This is a genomic window from Herbiconiux sp., assembly GCF_023264855.1.
In the GTDB taxonomy this organism is placed as follows: Bacteria; Actinomycetota; Actinomycetes; order Actinomycetales; family Microbacteriaceae; genus Herbiconiux.
Window position 1 is genome coordinate 39,065 of the sequence record NZ_JAHFUW010000015.1, and the last position, 17,218, is coordinate 56,282.

A 17,218-nucleotide genomic window follows, 5' to 3' on the forward strand; every position below is an offset into this window, starting at 1 on the left:
ATGCCTGAACTCTCCGCGCTCTTCCCCATCCTCTTCGTGATCGTGGCGGCCGTCATCGTCGTGGTCTTCGTGGTGGTCATCGTGCAGGTGGTCGCCAACATACGGCGCGTGCGCGCCTCGGGTCACAACCCACTGACCCTGCAGAGCGATCTCGCCACCAAGCTGCTCGACAGCGAGATGCTGAGCGCCGGGCGCTCCACCGAAGAGCGGCTCGGCGAGCTCGACCGCCTGCACGGCAGCCGCGCGATCAGCGACGAGGAGTACCGCACCGCGCGGGCGCGCGTGCTCGCCGACCACTGAGCCGGCTGGGCTACGACGAGACCGGGGTGTCGATCGCGGTGGCCACCACGCGGGCCATGGGCTTGCGGATCATGTGGTCGCTCGCGTTCACCACGTGGGTGGTGACGTTGCGCATCTTCTCGACGATGGCGAGGTTCTCGGGCACCAGGAACTCGTCGAAACGGCCATAGACGACCTCCACGGGGATGTCGACGCGCGAGAGGTCGCTGATCACGGTCTGCTGCTCGATGCAGTTCTCCAGCGACAGCACGAAGGGCGTCCAGTTCTGCTCGGTGACCTCCATCACGTGTTCCACGGGGAGCAGGCGGGACACGATCGCCGCGTGGGCGAGGGTGAAGTCCTTGTTCTTGCGGAAGTACTGGTACGCCTGCAGATAGCCGGCCATCTTCAGCCGTGCGCGGGGGTCGCCGATCTCCGACGGCGCCAGGTAGACGGGCGGGCTCACCAGCACCAGCTTCTGCACGTGCGACTCATGGGTGGCGGCGTAACGGGTGGCGATCAGGCAGCCCAGCGAGTGCCCCACCAGCACGAAGGGGCGCGTGAGGTGCAGCGAGCGGACGGTGTGGGCCAGCGCGGCGACGTGTTCTTCGAGGGTGTACTTCGCGTTCTCCGGCTGCGGTGATCCGCCGAAGCCCAGCAGCTCGATCGCGATCACGCGATGGGTGGGCTCGATCAACGGCCGCACGAAGGTGAAGGTGGCCGCCGAGGAGGCGATGCCGTGGATCATGACGACGATCGGATGCTCGGCGGCCTCCCCGGAAGGCGCCGCCTGTTCCGGCGCGCCCGAGTCGTACGCGACGTGCAGCAGGGGGGCGTGCGGATCGCGCAGGCCTTCGATCACATCGGTGAGCCGTGACATGGGTCCACTCTGCCGCCTGCATCGACATCTGTCACGCGCGCCGGAGGGACCGGCGGCTGATCGCCGCCGTCAGCTGCCGCTCTGCGAGGCGGCCCACTCGGCGACCCGTCGGGCACCCTCCTCGGGTGACAGGTCTTCCACGCGGGTCATGATCGACCAGCGGATGCCGAAGGGGTCGAGCACCGAGGCGAAGCGGTCGCCCGACACGAACGTGGCGGGCTGCTCGCGCACCGTGGCCCCGGCCTTCTCGGCGGCGGCGGTGACCGCGTCGACGTGCGGAACATAGACCGCGAGCGAGTACGGATGCCCGGCGTCCGGGCTCAGCGCCACCAGGCCGTAGGGCTCGAGCGGATCGCTCAGCGTCATCATGCCGCTGCCGAAGTCGAGCACCGCGTGGGCCACGAGCTCGCCGCCGCCCTCGGCGGGGAAGCGCGTGACGTCGATCACGGTGGCGCCGAAGACGTCGCGGTAGAAGGCGATCGCGTCTTCGGCGGGGGTCACGACGATGTGCGGCGTGAGGGAGGTGGAGCCGTGCGGCAGGCCGTTCGTGGTGTGCGCGCCGGTGGCGGGTTCGATGGCGGATGCTGAGGGCGATTCGGTTTCGGATGTCATGAGCCCATGCTAGAAAGACCCCGGGCGTGCGTCTTGAACTTTTGCGACAGCGGCGCCGCGAGCGGAAGGAGCAGCGATGACGGCATCCGAACCCGTGTCGCTCGGGCACCTCAACCCGGGAGCCGACGGCGTGGCCTTCGACCGCTTCGAGCTCGGTTCCGGCGTGGGCGACCTGGTGCGGCACGTCTGGGTCGTGCGCTGGAGCGTGCCCGAGGGCGAGTCGCGACCGCAGCGCACGCTGTCGTATCCGGCCTTCAACGCGATCCTGCAGCCGGCCGGTGGGTCCGAGGCGAGCGGCACCCTGGGCGGGGCGGCGCTGGCGGGGCCCGATCCGAAGCTGTCGGTGGTGTCGCTGCGCGGGCGGTCGTGGGCGGTGGGCGTGCTGTTCCGGCCTGCGGCGGGGCCGCTGCTGCTGGGCGGAACGGATCCGCGATCACTCGCGGGTCGCGAAATGCCGCTGCCCGGCGCGCCCGAGAGCGCGGTCGAGGCGGCGATGACCCGGCTGCCGAGCGGCGACGTGGCCCGGCGCGCCCTGGTGGGAGCGCTGCGCGGTTGGCTCGCTCCGATCGCTGCGCGGGTCGACGACCGCGGCCGGCTGATGAACGAGGTGGGGCGGCTGGCGGAGACCGATCCGGAGATCCTGCGCGCGGCCGAACTCGCCGATCGGGCCGGACTCGGGGTGCGTTCGCTCGAGCGGCTCGTGCGCGAGCACGTGGGGGTGAGCCCGAAGTGGCTGATCGAGTGCCGCCGGCTTCAGGCCGCCTCCACCGCGCTCTACGCGCATCCGGAGACCGACCTCAGCGGGCTGGCCGCCGCACTCGGCTACGCCGACTACCCGCACTTCTCACGGCGCTACGCGCGCTTTCTGGGCGAGACGCCCGACGAGACCCGCCGAAACGGTTCACTCCAGCGAGCCTGACGCCGAGCTCCGCCACTATGGCGGAGGTGGGCCCCAGAATCGCTGGAGTGAACGGGAAAGGTGAGCCGGCGCTCAGCGTTCGTCGTACTTGCCCTCGTTGAGGATCTCGGAGACCTCGCCGAAGCGGTACTGGGCGGTGGCGGGGCCCTCGGAGTCGTCCGATCCGTCGGAGACGAGCTTGTAGACGAGCTGGCCCTCGCTGTACGGGAGGACGAGCTCTTCGGGGGCTCCGTCGTCGAGGGGGATGGTCTGGGCGTCGAGCGGGCCGCCGCTCAGGTGCGCAAGAGCAGGTGTAGTCATCTCCCCAGGCTACCCGGCGCTGGCGGATGTCGGCGGCATCCCGCAGGATGAACCCAGCGCACTCGGATGCTCCGGTGCCCGCCTCGAGGAGGCCCTGTTGAACGACGCCCGGGAGACCGCCTCCGCCGCATCGCGGGGCACGTTCACGATCGACCCGCGGGGGCCGTTCTCACTGGCGTCGAGCATCCGCTTTCTCGAGGGGTTCGCGCCGGCGGCGTACGAGGCCGCGTCCTCGGCCACACTCGACTTCGCCTTCTCCCTGGAGGGGTCGTGGCAGGTGGTGGGGGTGAGCCTCGAACAGGTGGGTACACAGGTGCGCGGCAGGCTGCATGCTTCTCGAGCCCTGAAGCGCGCCGAACTGTCGGCCGCGCGCACCCAGGTCGAGCGCATCCTCTCGCTCGACGTCGACGGCACCGCGTTCACGGCCGTGGGTGAGCGCGACGAGGTGGTGGCGGGCATGCAGCAGCGCTATCCGGGCCTTCGTCCGGTGTGCTTCTGGTCGTGGTACGAGGCGGCGGCCTGGGCCATCATCGGGCAGCGCATCCGCATGACGCAGGCGGCGCAGATCAAACAGCGGATGGCCGGCGAACTCGGCGAGACCGTGGTGGTCAACGGCGGCGCCCGGTCGGCGTTCCCGGCGCCCGCCGTGCTGGCCGGGCTCGAGGGGTTCCCCGGGCTCGTCGGCCCCAAGGTCGAGAGGCTGCGGGCGCTCGGCGAGGCCGCCCGGCGCAATGCGTTCGACAGCGAGTCGCTTCGCGGGATGCCGCGCGACGAGGCGCTCGAGGCGCTGAAATCGATGCCCGGCATCGGCCCGTTCTCGGCCGAGCTGATTCTGCTGCGCGGGGCGGGCGATCCCGATCATGCCCCGCTGCACGAGCCCCGCTTCATCACGGCGCTCACCCACGCCTACGGGCTGCCGTCGGCTCCGGATGCCGCGTCCCTCGACGAGATCACGGCCGCCTGGGCGCCGTTCCGCACCTGGGTCACCCTGTTGCTGCGCGTGCAGCTGGAGGACGACACGCACGAGAACGCGGGCTCTGCCGGCGGCGACGGCGGCTGATCAGCGGGCGCGCACGAATTCGACGGCGGCGAGCGCGAAGCGGATCCACTGGTCTGGAGCGCTCGGAGGGATGCTCACCCAGTCCTTGAACGGATGCCCCTTCTCTGACGGGTCGAACAGCTCGGCCTCGGGTATCCGCAGCGCCTCGGCGTGCTCGGGCGTGGTCGCGCCCAGCTTCAGCCCGAGCAGCTCGCCGTTCAGGCAGGCGAACATCGTGCCCTGCAGGGTCAGGATGGGCCGGCCCATCATCCGCCCGCGCACGATCGCCGGGTCACCGAGCTCGGCCACCACGAGGTCGAGGCGCTCGAGTGCGTCCTCCGAGGGAACCGGTGCCGCCATCCCGACCTCCTTCAGCTCTCCTGAGCCGGTGGACTCAGCTTAGGAGGCGTAGGTTCCGACGAGGCGGACGGCTCCGCCGTCGACGCCCTTGGCGCCCTGCTCGAAGCCCTCGAGGGACTCCGGGGAGCGGGGGGTGGTGGAGACGGTGCCGACCTGCCAGGTGCGGATGCCCTCCGCCTGGATCGCGGCGGTGACGCGGGCCGCGGCGGCGGCGTCCACCACGGCGAAGAAGCCGATGCTGAGGTTCCAGGTGCCCTCCGCGCTCTCCAGCGTGGAGCCCGCGATCGAGGAGAGCACGCGGAACACGGGAGCCGGCGACCACGTGGAGCGGTCGACCTCCACCCACGATCCGCGGGGCAGCACGCGCGCGAGGTTCGCCGCGATGCCGCCGCCGGTGACGTGCGAGAGCGAGTGGATGGCGCCGTTCAGCGCCGGGATCGCGAGCACGCGCACGAGCGGCCCGCTGTAGAGACGGGTGGGCTCGAGCAGCACCTCGCCCACCGTGCCGCCGAAGTCGTCGGAGTGCGAGGCGTAGTCCAGCGACGCCGACGCGAGGATGTGCCGCACGAGCGAGTAGCCGTTGGAGTGCAGTCCCGAGGATTCCAGCGCGAGCACGACGTCGCCGTCGCGCACCCGCTCGGCGCCGAGCACGGCATCCGCTTCGACGGCGCCCACCGCGGCACCCGCCACGTCGTAGTCGTCTTCGCCCATCAGGCCCGGGTGCTCGGCGGTCTCCCCGCCGACCAGTGCCGTACCCGTCTCGGAGCAGGCGCGCGCGATCCCCGCCACGATGGTGGCGATGCGCTCGGGAACCACCTTGCCGCAGGCGATGTAGTCGGTCATGAACAGCGGCTTCGCGCCCACCACGACGATGTCGTCGACCACCATGCCCACGAGGTCTTGACCGATGGTGTCGTGCTTGTCGAGGGCCTGCGCGATGGCGATCTTGGTGCCCACGCCGTCGGTCGAGGTGGCGAGCAGCGGATGCTCGAACGCTGTGAGCGCCGAGGCGTCGAACAAGCCGGCGAAGCCGCCCACCCCGCCCAGCACCTCGGGGCCGTGGGTGCGCTGCACCGCCGCCTTCATCAGCTCGACGGCGCGGTCGCCCGCCTCCGTGTCGACTCCGGCCTCGGCGTAACTGTTGCTCATGCGTCCATTCTCGCCTACCAGGCACAGGCGGTGAGCCCGGCGACGGCCGGGTTGAGCGAGTTCGGCCCGCCGAGCAGTACCACCTTCGACGCTTTCAGCTTCGTGATGTCGGCCAGCACGCCGCGCGGCACGCAGTCGGTCGGCACCACGTAGAGCGGCGATCCGTCTTTGCCGGCCAGCACTCCCCCGGCGAGCGCGTCGGGGAAGTTGTAGCCGGTGGCGAGATAGACGGTGGGGGCAGTCGTGAAGGCTGCGCGGTTGAGCGCGATCGAGGCCTGGAAGCGGTCGGCTCCGGCCACCCGGTTCACCGTGGCCGGGATGCCGCTCCCGAGCGAGTTCGTCACCGCATCCGACACCGAATTCACGCCGCCTACCACTGTGACCGAGGAGGTGCCGAGGGTCTGGAACAGCGAGAGCGTCGGCTTGTCGGCCGAGGGCGCGCCCCCGTTCACCAGCACGACAGGCTCTCCTTTGGAGCCGGCGGCGCCGCCTGCGGAGAGGGCATCCGGGAAGGTGCCGCCCGTCGCGGTGTAGGCGTGGGCGGCACCGCCCGTGCCGAAGGCGGACTCGACCACGGCACGGCTGGCCGCATAGCGGTCGGCCCCGGAGAGTCGCTCGACGGAGGCACCGGGCACGAGACCCTGCAGCGATTGCAGCACGGAGCCGCTCACCGAGTTGGGTCCGCCCACCACCACGATGCGCTGTGGTGCGAGCTGCTGCAGCTTGGCGGCGACCGCGGCGGGCACGGAATCACTCAGCACGAGCAGGAGAGGCCCGCCCTGCTCGACGGCCGCGGGGCCGGCGCTCAGCGCGTCCGGGTAGTTGTACCCGGTGGCCACGTACACCACGGGCACCCCCGCCGTATAGCCGCCCCGATTCGCCACCTCGACAGCAACATCGAAACGCGTGTCGCCCGTGATGCGGTCGACCGCGGGACGATCGGCCACCGTGAAGGTTCCGGTGACCTCGGCGGACTGCTGGATGCCCGACCGGTAGATGGTGTACATCGAGAAGGTGTGTGAACCGTTGGAAAGCGCCGAGCCGAGGCTCGCCGTCCAGGTGCCGTTCGCCGCGACCGGGATCACGTAGTGCTGGTCGGGGTCGCCGTCGACGGTGATCACGACGGTATGCCGCTTGCCACCGCCCAGAACGGTTCCGGTGGCCGGGGAACCACGGTACAACGGAGCGCCTCCGCCGAGTGTGGCACTGGCGGGAACGGCGACGTCGACGTCGAGCTCCCACTGCGTCTGCACGTCGAGCACGTCTTCGTACTTCGCGTCGATCGGGAACAGACCCGTGCGCGCACCGGGCTCGTTGCAGGTCTTCTGGAACGTGCCGAGCGACACGATGCCGAGAGCGTTCGACCCGGAGACCACCGATCCGCCGCTGTCTCCGCCGAGAGCGCAGATATCGCTCACGAAGACATTGATCATGGTTCCGTCGACGTTCGCAGCGGCGTCGAGCTCGAGCACCGTTCCGCAGGTCCAGCCGGTGGTGCGGCCGGACTTGCAGATCGGCTGCCCCACGATGGCGCGGGAGTAGTCGCGCACGGTGACGGATGACCCCGAGGTGACCGATCCCTGGTTGTTGTTCCAGGTGCCGACGGCGGGCTTCGCGTCCCAGCCCGTCAGTTCCTTCCAGTACAGGCTGGTGTCGTAGTAGTTCCCCAGGAAGGTGGAGCCGTAGGAGGGATAGCCGATGGCGTCGCCCGCCCGCGAGGGATCCTGATTCGGGCGGGACTGGCCGGTGTCGTAGATCTCGCCGCTGTTCTCGCCGCCCGGGATCGCGCAGTGACCAGCGGTGAGCAGCTGCGACGACCACGACGAGCCCGTGCTGATGCCGTTGAATCCGACCGAGCAGTAGTAGATGTAGGAACCGGCCACCGTGTAGAAGCCCTGGCCACCCACGAGGTCGCGCAACAGGGCCGCGCCCTCGAGGTCGGCGCTGCCGCGCTCTCCCTCTCGCTGCGTCTCAACCTCGCCGTCGAGCTCGGCCGTCGCACCGACCTCTTCGACCGCAGCGACATCCGCTTCCGTACCGACGTTCACGATCAGCCGGGTGCCCTCCACGCGAGAGTCGAGTACTGCGATCCCGGAGGCCTCCAGCCCGTCCACCACGTCGACGGCTACGGCTGCGGCGTCGGCCTGCGCGTAGTACTCCTCGGGCGTGATCCCGAGGTCGGACTGCAGAGCGGCGGTCAGCTCAGGCGGGGTGGCGGCGGCCTCCTCGACGTAGAACTGCGGATCGAAGTCGCCCATCACAGCGCGCTCGGTGGGTTGGGTCGGTTCGGGTGCCTCGTCCGCGCCGGCTGCGATGGGGGCGACGACCAGAGAGGCTGCCACCAGGGCGGAGACGGTGATTGCGCCGAGGAGGCCACGGCGGCGACGGGGATTCGACAAGCGAGGAGCCTCTCGGTCGGACCGAGAGCGCGGGTCGCCATCCGGGAGACGCATCGGCACCGACGCCTTGGCCCCCCTGGCTCGGATCGGCTACATCCTATCCGCAACGCATGTCGGATTCGGCTCCCGCGTCAGGCATCCGCGCTCGGGTCGGGCTCGAACCGGTAGCCCATCCCGGTCTCGGTGAGGATGTGCACGGGCCGCGACGGGTCGGGCTCGAGCTTCTTGCGGAGCTGGCCGATGTACAGCCGCAGGTAGCCGGTCTCGTGCACGTTGGGGGTGCCCCAGATCTCGGTGAAGAGATCGGCGTGGGTGAGCAGCCGGTGCGGGTTGCGCGCGAGCAGTTCGAGGATCTTCCACTCCGTCGGCGTGAGCCGGATGGCGCCCCGCTGGCCTTCCCGGGTGACGACGTGCGACACCAGGTCGATCGTCACTCCGCTGAGGGTGACGACCGGCCGGTTGAGCGTCGTGGGCGTGCGCCGGGTGAGCGCGCGCACCCGGGCGAGCAGCTCGTCGATGGCGAAGGGCTTGGTGACGTAGTCGTCGGCGCCGGCATCGAGGGCATCGACCTTGTCGGCGGCATCCGTTCGGCCCGAGACCACGAGGATCGGCAGCGACGACCAGGCCCGCACGGTGCGGATGACGTCGAGCCCGTCGAGGTGCGGCATGCCGAGGTCGAGGATGAGCAGCTCGGGCGGGGTCTTCGACGCCGCCGCGATGGTCTCCCTCCCGTCGGCGGCCGTGATGATCTCGTGCCCCTGTGAGCCGAGGGTCACCCGCAGGGCCCTCAGGATCTGCGGGTCGTCGTCGGCGATCAGGATCCTCACGCGCCGACCGCCCCGGAGGAGACCGCGCTCAGGGTGACCACCATCGTCGACCCGCCGAGCGGGGTCTCCTCGAACTCGAGCGTTCCGTTCATTCCTTCGACGAATCCTTTCGAGAGGGCGAGGCCGAGGCCCAGGCCCGTGGTGTTGTCGGTGTCGCCCAGGCGCTGGAACGGCACGAAGATGTCTTCCCGCCGGTCATCCGGCACACCCATCCCGCGGTCGATGATCCTGATCTGCACCGTGTCGTGGAACGCGGATGCGGCGATCACCACCTTCTGGTCGGCCGGCGAGTACTTCAGGCCGTTGGAGAGCAGGTTCACCAGCACCCGTTCCAGCAGCACGGGATCGGCCTCGATCTGCGGCAGCCCGGCCGGGATCTCGAGGTCGACGGCCTCGGGCCCCACCCCCAGCTCTTCGAGCGTCGCCGGCACGAGGTCGACCAGATCGACGCTCTCCAGCGCCACCGCGAGGGCCCCGGCCTGAACGCGACTGACGTCGAGCAGGTTGGTCAGCAGGTCGGTGAGCTGCTTGAGCGCGGTCTCGGCGGTGTCGAGCAGTTCCTCGCGGTCGTCGGCGGAGAGCTGCGGGCCCGAGGCGTGCAGCCCGGTCACCGCGGCGGTGGCGGCGGCCAGCGGGCGGCGCAGGTCGTGCCCGACGGCGGCGAGCAGCGCGCTGCGCACCTTGTCGGCCGCAGCCAGCGGCGCCATCTCGCGGGCGGTCTCCTCGAGGTCGGCGTGCTCCAGCGCGTTCGCGAGCTGCAGCACGATCACGCCGAGAAGCCGCCGGTCCGAGCCGTGCAGGGCGCGGCCGTGCAGTTCGAGCACGGCCTCGTCGTTGATCGGCACCCGGTCGAGGGAGTCGTCGCCCGCCGGCTCACCGTCGGAGGCGAGCAGGCGGTCGCCGATCAGGATGCGCACGCCCGTGAGCCCGAAGGCCTCCCGGGTGCGGGTCACGAACGCCTGGAAGGCGTCCTGCCCTCGCAGCACCTCGCCGGCGACCCCGACGATCAGCTCCGACTCCGCCGCGGAGCGCCGGGCGGCCCGGCTGCGGCGGGCGGCCTGGTCGACGACGATGCTCACGAGCACCGCGATCAGCACGTAGAGGAACAGGGCGAGCAGATGCAGCGGCTCGTCGACGGTGACGGTGTAGAGCGGATCGACGAAGAAGAAGTCGAGGGTGAAGCCGCTGAGCACGGCGGCGAACAGGGCCGGCCAGATGCCACCGACCAACGCGACGACCACCACGAGCAGCTGGTAGCTGAGCACGTCGGAGGTGATCGAGTCCTCGTTGCGGAACGACGCCAGCAGCCAGGTGAGCAGCGGCCCGCCGGCGAGCGCGAGCACGAAGGCGTAGATGCGGCGCCGCACGGTGAGCGAGCCGTGCGGGTGCGGGAGGGAGAGCCGTGAACCGCCGGCTGCGGCGTGGTTGACGATGTGCACGTCGATGTCGCCCGACTCGCGGATGACCGTGGCCCCGATCCCGGGGCCCGTCGCGGCGGCCAGGCGGCTGCGCCGGCTCACCCCGATCACCAGCTGGCTGGCGTTGGAGGCCTTGGCGAACTGCACCAGCGCCTGCGGGATGTCAGCGCCCACCACCTGATGGAAGCTGCCGCCGAGGCTCTCCACGAGCGAGCGCTGCGCGTCGAGGGCACCGGGGGCCGCCTGGCGGAGTCCGTCCTGACTGGTGACGTGCACGGCGAGCAGCTGGCCGCCGGCCGAGCGGGCGGCGATGCGCGAACCGCGCCGCAGCAGGGTCTCGCCCTCCGGCCCGCCGGTGAGGGCCACCACGACCCGCTCGCGGGCCTCCCACTTCTGTCCGATGCCGTGCTCGGTGCGGTACTTCTGCAGCGAGGAGTCGACCTCGTCGGCCAGCCAGAGCAGGGCCAGTTCGCGGAGGGCCGTGAGGTTGCCGAGCCGGAAGTAGTTCGACAGGGCCGCGTCGATCCGCGCCTCGGGATAGACGACGCCCTCGGAGAGGCGGTCGCGCAGGGCCTGCGGGGCCAGGTCGACGACCTCGATCTGGTCGGCGTCGCGCAGCACGGCATCCGGGATCGTCTCGCGCTGCGGCACCCCGGTGATCTGCTGCACGACGTCGTTGAGCGACTCGATGTGCTGGATGTTCACCGTCGAGATCACGTCGATGCCGGCGTCGAGCAGGGTCTCGACGTCACGCCAGCGCTTCTCGTGCGCGAGGCCGGGAGCGTTGGTGTGGGCGAGCTCGTCGACCAGGGCCACCTGAGGCGCCCGGGCGATCACGGCGTCGAGGTCCATCTCCTCCAGCTCAACGCCACGGTGCGAGACGCGGGTGCGCGGCACGATCTCGAAGCCGAGCGTCATCGCCCTGGTGGCCGTGCGGCCGTGGGTCTCCACCACGGCCACGACCACGTCTTTGCCCTGCGAGCGCAGCCGCCGGCCCTCCTCGAGCATGGCGTAGGTCTTGCCCACGCCCGGGGCGGCCCCGAGCAGTACCCGGAGCCGCCCCTGCTTCATCGCGCCTCCCGGGCGGATCGGCGCACCATCAGCTGCCGAGCTGCGCGAGCGCGACGTTCAGCTGCAGCACGTTGACGGTCGGCTCGCCGAGGTAGCCGAGGTCGCGGCCCTGCACGAAGGCGTCGACGAGACCGGTCACCTCGCTCTCGTCGAGGCCACGGGCATCCGCCACCCGGGCGACCTGCTCGTAGGCGTACTCGGGGCTGATGTGCGGGTCGAGCCCGGAACCGGACGTGGTGAGCGCGTCCACCGGGATGTCTCCCACGGCCACGCCGTCGCTGTCGGCGATCGCGGCCTGACGGGCCTGGATCTCGGCGATGAAGTCCTCGTTCTCGGGCCCGTAGTTCGAGCCCGCCGAGGCGCCGCCGTCGTAGCCGGCCGCGGAGGGCCGCGACTGGAACCACTCGGGGAGGGCGTTGCCGTCGTCGTCGGTGAACGACTGGCCGATCAGCGAGGAACCGACGGGCTCCCCGTCGACGGTCACGACGGATCCGTTGGCCTGGGCCGGCAGCGCGAGCTGACCGATGCCGAGGATCGCGACGGGGTAGGCGATGCCGAGCACGACCGTGGCGACGATCATGTAGCGGATCGCGACCCAGTAGGGGCGGGCGAACCCGCGATTGGTAGCCATGTGCGTTGTCCTGTTCTGGTCTGGTCTGGTCTGGTCTGGTCTAGAAGCCGGGGATGAGGCTGACGAGGAGGTCGATGATCTTGATGCCCACGAAGGGCGCGATCACCCCGCCGAGGCCGTAGATGAGGATGTTGCGGTTGAGGATGCGCGAGGCCGACATCGGCCGGTACTTCACGCCCCGCAGGGCGAGCGGGATGAGCACCACGATCACCAGCGCGTTGAAGATCACCGCCGAGAGGATGGCCGACGACGGCGAGTGCAGGCCCATGATGTTGAGCAGGCCGAGGCCCGGGAACACCGCGGCGAACATGGCCGGGATGATGGCGAAGTACTTCGCCACGTCGTTCGCGATCGAGAACGTCGTCAGGGCTCCGCGGGTGATGAGCAGCTGCTTGCCGATCGCCACGATGTCGATGAGCTTCGTGGGGTCGGAGTCGAGGTCGACCATGTTGCCGGCCTCCTTCGCGGCGCTCGTGCCCGTGTTCATGGCCACGCCGACATCCGCCTGGGCCAGGGCCGGGGCGTCGTTGGTGCCGTCGCCGGTCATGGCGACCAGCCGGCCGCCCTCCTGCTCCTTCTTGATCAGCGCGAGCTTGTCCTCGGGGGTGGCCTCGGCGAGGTAGTCGTCGACACCCGCCTCCTCGGCGATGGCCTTCGCGGTGAGCGGGTTGTCGCCCGTGATCATGACGGTGCGGATGCCCATCGAGCGCAGCTCGGCGAAGCGGGACGCCATGCCCTCCTTCACGATGTCCTTGAGGTAGACGACGCCCAGGATCTGGGCCGGCTTCCCGGGTTCGCGCGTCGCCACGACGAGCGGGGTGCCGCCCAGCCCGGCGATCGCGTCGGTCTGCTCCTGCAGCTCGTCGAACAGCGAGCTGCCCGCCGTGCCGCTCTCGCGCGCCCAGGCGGTGACGGCCGAGCCGGCGCCCTTGCGGATCTGGCGGCCGTCGGCGAAGTCGATCCCGCTCATCCGGGTCTGCGCGGTGAAGGGCACGATCTCGCCGTCGACCGTCGACGGGCGGCGGAAGCCCTGCTGCTCAGCCAGGTCGACGATCGACTTGCCCTCGGGGGTGGGGTCGGAGAGGGACGACAGCGCGGCCGCGTCGCGGAGAGCGATCCCGTCGACACCGGTCAGGGCGCGGAACTCGGAGGCGCGGCGGTTGCCGTAGGTGATCGTGCCCGTCTTGTCCATCAGCAGGGTGGTCACGTCGCCGGCGGCTTCGACCGCACGGCCCGACATCGCGAGCACGTTGCGCTGCACCAGCCGGTCCATGCCGGCGATGCCGATGGCCGAGAGCAGCGCGCCGATGGTGGTGGGGATGAGGCACACCAGCAGGGCGACCATCACGGCGATCGAGGGCGCAGCATCCGAATACCCGGCGATCGGGCCGAGGGTGAGCACCACGATCAGGAAGATGATCGACAGGCTCGCGAGCAGGATGTTGAGCGCGATCTCGTTCGGCGTCTTCTGGCGCGACGCGCCCTCGACGAGGCGGATCATCCGGTCGACGAAGGTCTCGCCGGGCTTCGAGGTGATCTTCACCACGACGCGGTCGGAGAGCACCCGGGTTCCGCCGGTGACGGCGCTGCGGTCGCCGCCGGATTCCCGCACCACGGGCGCGGACTCGCCGGTGATGGCCGACTCGTCGATGGAGGCGATGCCCTCGATGATGTCGCCGTCGCCGGGAACGAGCTCCCCGGCCACGACCACCACCACGTCGCCGAGTTTCAGATCAGCGGATGCCACGGCGGCGGTGCCGGCCTTCAGCGCCGCCGGGTCGCCCGCAGCGTCGTAGCCCACCACCCGGGCGGCCATCGTGCTCGTGCGGGTGGCCCGGAGCGTGGCGGCCTGCGCCTTGCCGCGGCCTTCGGCCACCGACTCGGCGAGGTTCGCGAACAGCACGGTGAGCCAGAGCCACACGGCGATGGCCCAGGTGAACGCCAGCGAGGTGGCCTGCGGCCCGGTCTCGGCGGGCAGGAAGGGCTGCGCGATGGCGATCACCGTGGTGAGGGCCGCGCCCACCTCCACGAGGAACATGACGGGGTTGTGCCACATCTCGCGCGGGTCGAGTTTGCGCACGGCGCCGGGCAGGCCCTTCGCCAGTTGGGCGAGGCTGAAGGTGCGCGCGCCGGGCGCACGCTGTTGTGCGGCTGAGTCGGCGGCGGCGGCGGGTCGGGTTGACGGCTCAGGTGAGCTGGTCGGGGTGAGTGTGGACATTACTGAAGCCCTTCGGCGAGCGGTCCGAGTGCGAGCACGGGGAAGTAGGTGAGAGCGACGACGATGAGAACAACGCCGACGAGGAGGCCCACGAACTGCGGGCGGTGGGTGGGCAGGGTGCCGGCGGTGACGGGCACCTTGCTCTGCGCGGCCAGCGAGCCGGCCAGGGCGAGCACGAACACGATCGGGATGAAACGGCCGAGCAGCATCGCCACGCCGAGCGCGGTGTTGAACCACGGGGTGTTGGCGGTGATGCCGGCGAACGCCGATCCGTTGTTGTTGCCGGCCGAGGTGAACGCGTAGAGCACCTCGGTGAAGCCGTGCAGGCCCGGGTTCCAGATCGAGGTGCCCTCGACGTCCTCCCGGATGGCCGGGATCGCGAAGCTGAGCGCGGTGCCGACGAGCACGATCGTGGGCGTGGCCAGGATGTAGAGGCTCGCCAGCTTGATCTCGCGCGGGCCGAGCTTCTTGCCCAGGTACTCCGGGGTTCGGCCGACCAGGAGGCCCGCGATGAACACGGTGATGATCGCGATGATCAGCATGCCGTAGAGACCCGATCCGACACCGCCGGGGGCGATCTCGCCGAGCATCATGTTGAACAGCGTCATCATGCCGCCGAGCGACGTGAAGCTGTCGTGCATCGAGTTCACTGCACCCGTGGAGGTGATCGTGGAGGTCGTCGCGAAGAGCGTCGACGCGGCGATGCCGAACCTCTGCTCCTTGCCCTCCATCGCCCCGCCGGCGAGCTGCGTGCCCGTTCCGGAGCCGATGATCTCGAACGTGGTGAGCGCGGCGAGCGAGACGAGGAACAGCGTGCCCATCGCGGCGAGGATCGCGAAGCCCTGGCGGGTGTCGCCGACCATCTTGCCGAAGGTGCGGGGAAGCGAGAACGGGATGGCGAGCATCAGCACGATCTCGAACAGGTTCGTCCAGGGGGTGGGGTTCTCGAACGGATGCGCCGAGTTCACGTTGAAGAAGCCACCACCGTTCGTGCCGAGCATCTTGATGGCCTCCTGCGAGGCCACGGGTCCGCCGGGAACGGTCGCGGTACCGCCGGTCAGCGACGTGACCTCGGTGAAGCCGTTGAAATTCTGGATCACCCCGCCCGCGATCAGCACGATGCTCGAGATCACCGCGAGCGGCAGCAGGATGCGGAACGTGGCGCGGGTCAGGTCGACCCAGAAGTTGCCGAGCGTGCCCGTGCTGCGGCGGGAGAAACCGCGGATGAGCGCGACGGCCACGGCGATGCCGACACCGGCCGAGACGAAGTTCTGCACGGCGAGGCCGGCGATCTGCACGGTGTAGCCCATGGTCACTTCGGGCGAGTACGACTGCCAGTTCGTGTTCGTCACGAACGAGACCGCCGTGTTGAACGAGAGCCCTTCGGGAACGGCGGGCAGGCCCAGCGAGTAGGGCAGCACCGCCTGCAGCCGCTGCAGGGCGTAGACGAACAGCACGCCGATGAGCGAGAAGGCGAGCACACCGCGGAGGTACGCGCCCCAGGTCTGCTCCCCGGCGGAATCGACGCCGACGACACGGTAGAGGCCGCGTTCGACCTTCAGGTCTTTGGCGGAGGTGAAGGTCCACGCCATGTAGTCGCCGAGGGGGCGGTGGATCACCGCGAGGATGATCGCGAGGGTCGCCAGTTGGGCGACCAGAAGCCAGGCTTCCATGTCAGAACTTCTCCGGCTTCACGAGGGCGACGATCAGGTAGGCCACGCCGGCCACCCCGAGTACCGCGGCGACGAGTTCGAGAACGATCACAGCTTCCCGACCCCCCAGGCGACCAGAGCGACCACGCCGAAGACGGCGAGGATCGCGACGATGTAGACGACGTCGAGCACGGTGATTTTCTCCATCCGACAGGCACCCGGAGTGGGTGCGGGGGTACGGATGACGATCATGCTCGCCCGATCGGCCCCGATCGGCGGTCCTAACGAGTTCCTGACGCCGGCGGGCCGCGAACGGCGAAAACCCATACGGGATCCTGTCGCGCACCCGGCCGTCGACCCCCGGGGAGGAGGATTCCCGTCAGGATTCGGGGCGTGGCCGCTCGTATCCCGTTAGGAGTGGCCCATCGCCCTCGCGAGCGGCGTAGACCTTCTCTCGTGACTCTCACCAGCATCCTCCCCACCCTCCGTGCCTCGATCCCCGACCCCCTCGCCATCGACCGGTGGCCCGAGTGGACCCACCCCACCACCACCGACGTCGTCGTCTCCGGCGTCTCGATGCTCCGCCTGGTCGGGATCTGCGACCCCCGTGCGTGCACATCGCCGCCGCCGTCATCCCGGGCACCCACGGCCGGCCCTCCGACCGGGAGCAGGCCTCCGTCGTCGTCGCCCGCGTCACCTCCCGTGAGAGCTCCGGTGCGCTGACGCTGGACGCCGACCTCGGCGCGGTCCCCGCACACCTCGACGAGGTGCGGATGATCGGGCGCGCGTCGACCAGGCGAATCCGCCCGTTCGAGATCGGCGGCGTGACCGTGACGCTGCCCGAGGATCTCGCCGTGGGCGACCTCGTGGCGGTGCCCTGTGCCGGGTCGGTCTGCTGCCGGCAGCTGCGCGCGGCGGTTGCGTCGTGAGCATGATCCACACCCTGAACTGGTACCGGCGCCATCACATCGAGCACCCGGATCTCGCGCTGTGGCCCCGAGCCGCCGCGGTCACCCGCGACGACGTGACGATCGCCGGCGAATCGATGACGGGCCTGGCCCGAGCCGTCGGCACCCCCTGCACCCGCGTCTCGGAATCGGCCGCGCACTCCTGGTCGGCGGCCGCCGGGGAACGCCATTGCGCGATCGTCGTGACCGCGGTGGAGGCGGTGACCGTCTCGCCCGAGGGCGAGGGCTACGACCTGTGGGTCGACGCCGAGCTCGACGGCTGCGAGCCGCTGGAGAGCACCTTCCGGTTGATCGGCCGGGCCTCACGAGCGCAGGATGCCCTGTTCGTGGCGCGGCCGTGCCGACGCTACGGTGACCTGCAGTGCATCCTGCCCGTCGACGTGCACGCCGGCGACCTCGTCGCCTTCGTGATCGCCCGCCCGGTCGCACTCCACGACATCCGCCGCCGCCCGCACCACCCGGAGCGGCTGAACTGACCTGTGAGGGCGCGGGCGGT

General features: G+C 70.3%; 17 protein-coding genes. 5 read left to right on the plus strand and 12 right to left on the minus strand.

Features of this window, described 5'->3' with window-relative positions; genetic code table 11:
* Positions 1-300 carry a hypothetical protein gene (locus tag Q0D75_RS08265; RefSeq protein ID WP_291051665.1) on the plus strand — a complete coding sequence of 100 codons (300 nt, stop codon included), beginning with the start codon at positions 1-3 and terminating at the stop codon, positions 298-300.
* Positions 301-310: 10 nt separating this feature from the next.
* Here the strand turns inward: Q0D75_RS08265 and Q0D75_RS08270 are convergent, their stop codons facing one another.
* Together Q0D75_RS08270 and Q0D75_RS08275 are read right to left on the minus strand one after the other, a co-directional pair.
* The gene (locus tag Q0D75_RS08270) at positions 311-1,159 is read right to left on the minus strand and encodes an alpha/beta hydrolase (protein ID WP_291051666.1); all 849 of its coding nucleotides are present in this window, start codon (positions 1,157-1,159) and stop codon (positions 311-313) included.
* 69 nt (positions 1,160-1,228) lie between these two features.
* The gene (locus tag Q0D75_RS08275) at positions 1,229-1,771 is read right to left on the minus strand and encodes a glyoxalase/bleomycin resistance/extradiol dioxygenase family protein (RefSeq protein ID WP_291051667.1); all 543 of its coding nucleotides are present in this window, start codon (positions 1,769-1,771) and stop codon (positions 1,229-1,231) included.
* 76 nt (positions 1,772-1,847) lie between these two features.
* On the opposite strand from Q0D75_RS08275, the gene Q0D75_RS08280 reads away from it, so the two are divergent.
* Complete coding sequence (locus Q0D75_RS08280) at positions 1,848-2,690, plus strand: helix-turn-helix domain-containing protein (protein WP_291051669.1); 843 nt, start codon at positions 1,848-1,850, stop codon at positions 2,688-2,690.
* A gap of 72 nt (positions 2,691-2,762) precedes the next feature.
* Here Q0D75_RS08280 and Q0D75_RS08285 read toward each other — a convergent pair whose 3' ends face one another.
* A complete protein-coding gene (locus Q0D75_RS08285) occupies positions 2,763-2,990 on the minus strand; it encodes a response regulator (RefSeq protein WP_291051671.1) in 228 nt (75 codons plus the stop codon).
* A gap of 97 nt (positions 2,991-3,087) precedes the next feature.
* Between Q0D75_RS08285 and Q0D75_RS08290 the strand changes: the two genes are divergently transcribed.
* On the plus strand, positions 3,088-4,050 hold the full coding sequence (locus tag Q0D75_RS08290; RefSeq protein ID WP_291051673.1) for a hypothetical protein: 963 nt from the start codon (positions 3,088-3,090) through the stop codon (positions 4,048-4,050).
* On the opposite strand, the gene Q0D75_RS08295 is transcribed toward Q0D75_RS08290, so the two are convergent.
* The 9 genes from Q0D75_RS08295 to Q0D75_RS08335 form a co-directional block, all read right to left on the minus strand.
* On the minus strand, positions 4,051-4,389 hold the full coding sequence (locus tag Q0D75_RS08295) for a hypothetical protein (RefSeq protein WP_291051676.1): 339 nt from the start codon (positions 4,387-4,389) through the stop codon (positions 4,051-4,053).
* Positions 4,390-4,428: 39 nt separating this feature from the next.
* On the minus strand, positions 4,429-5,538 hold the full coding sequence (gene purM / locus Q0D75_RS08300) for a phosphoribosylformylglycinamidine cyclo-ligase (protein ID WP_291051679.1): 1,110 nt from the start codon (positions 5,536-5,538) through the stop codon (positions 4,429-4,431).
* A 14-nt stretch (positions 5,539-5,552) separates the two neighbouring features.
* On the minus strand, positions 5,553-7,937 hold the full coding sequence (locus tag Q0D75_RS08305; RefSeq protein ID WP_291051682.1) for a cell wall-binding repeat-containing protein: 2,385 nt from the start codon (positions 7,935-7,937) through the stop codon (positions 5,553-5,555).
* Positions 7,938-8,068: 131 nt separating this feature from the next.
* Positions 8,069-8,764, minus strand: coding sequence for a response regulator transcription factor (locus tag Q0D75_RS08310; RefSeq protein ID WP_291051685.1), 696 nt, complete (start codon positions 8,762-8,764; stop codon positions 8,069-8,071).
* Positions 8,761-11,253 carry a DUF4118 domain-containing protein gene (locus Q0D75_RS08315; protein ID WP_291051688.1) on the minus strand — a complete coding sequence of 831 codons (2,493 nt, stop codon included), beginning with the start codon at positions 11,251-11,253 and terminating at the stop codon, positions 8,761-8,763. Before Q0D75_RS08315 ends, Q0D75_RS08310 begins: the two co-directional genes overlap by 4 nt.
* Before the next feature lie 28 nt (positions 11,254-11,281).
* Positions 11,282-11,884: a potassium-transporting ATPase subunit KdpC gene (gene kdpC, locus Q0D75_RS08320; protein ID WP_291051691.1), complete on the minus strand. Its 603-nt coding sequence runs from the start codon at positions 11,882-11,884 to the stop codon at positions 11,282-11,284.
* A 40-nt stretch (positions 11,885-11,924) separates the two neighbouring features.
* On the minus strand, positions 11,925-14,102 hold the full coding sequence (gene kdpB / locus Q0D75_RS08325; RefSeq protein ID WP_291051694.1) for a potassium-transporting ATPase subunit KdpB: 2,178 nt from the start codon (positions 14,100-14,102) through the stop codon (positions 11,925-11,927).
* Positions 14,102-15,775, minus strand: coding sequence for a potassium-transporting ATPase subunit KdpA (kdpA, locus tag Q0D75_RS08330; RefSeq protein ID WP_291051698.1), 1,674 nt, complete (start codon positions 15,773-15,775; stop codon positions 14,102-14,104). The genes kdpB and kdpA overlap by 1 nt, the downstream gene beginning before the upstream one ends.
* 1 nt (position 15,776) lies before the next feature.
* A complete protein-coding gene (locus Q0D75_RS08335; RefSeq protein WP_137836632.1) occupies positions 15,777-15,866 on the minus strand; it encodes a potassium-transporting ATPase subunit F in 90 nt (29 codons plus the stop codon).
* Positions 15,867-16,365: 499 nt separating this feature from the next.
* On the opposite strand from Q0D75_RS08335, the gene Q0D75_RS08340 reads away from it, so the two are divergent.
* Both Q0D75_RS08340 and Q0D75_RS08345 read left to right on the plus strand, forming a co-directional pair.
* Positions 16,366-16,683, plus strand: a complete 318-nt coding sequence (locus Q0D75_RS08340) for a hypothetical protein (protein ID WP_291051701.1) — start codon at positions 16,366-16,368, stop codon at positions 16,681-16,683.
* Between the two features lie 2 nt (positions 16,684-16,685).
* Positions 16,686-17,198, plus strand: coding sequence for a hypothetical protein (locus Q0D75_RS08345; RefSeq protein ID WP_291051704.1), 513 nt, complete (start codon positions 16,686-16,688; stop codon positions 17,196-17,198).
* Positions 17,199-17,218 lie beyond the last annotated feature (20 nt).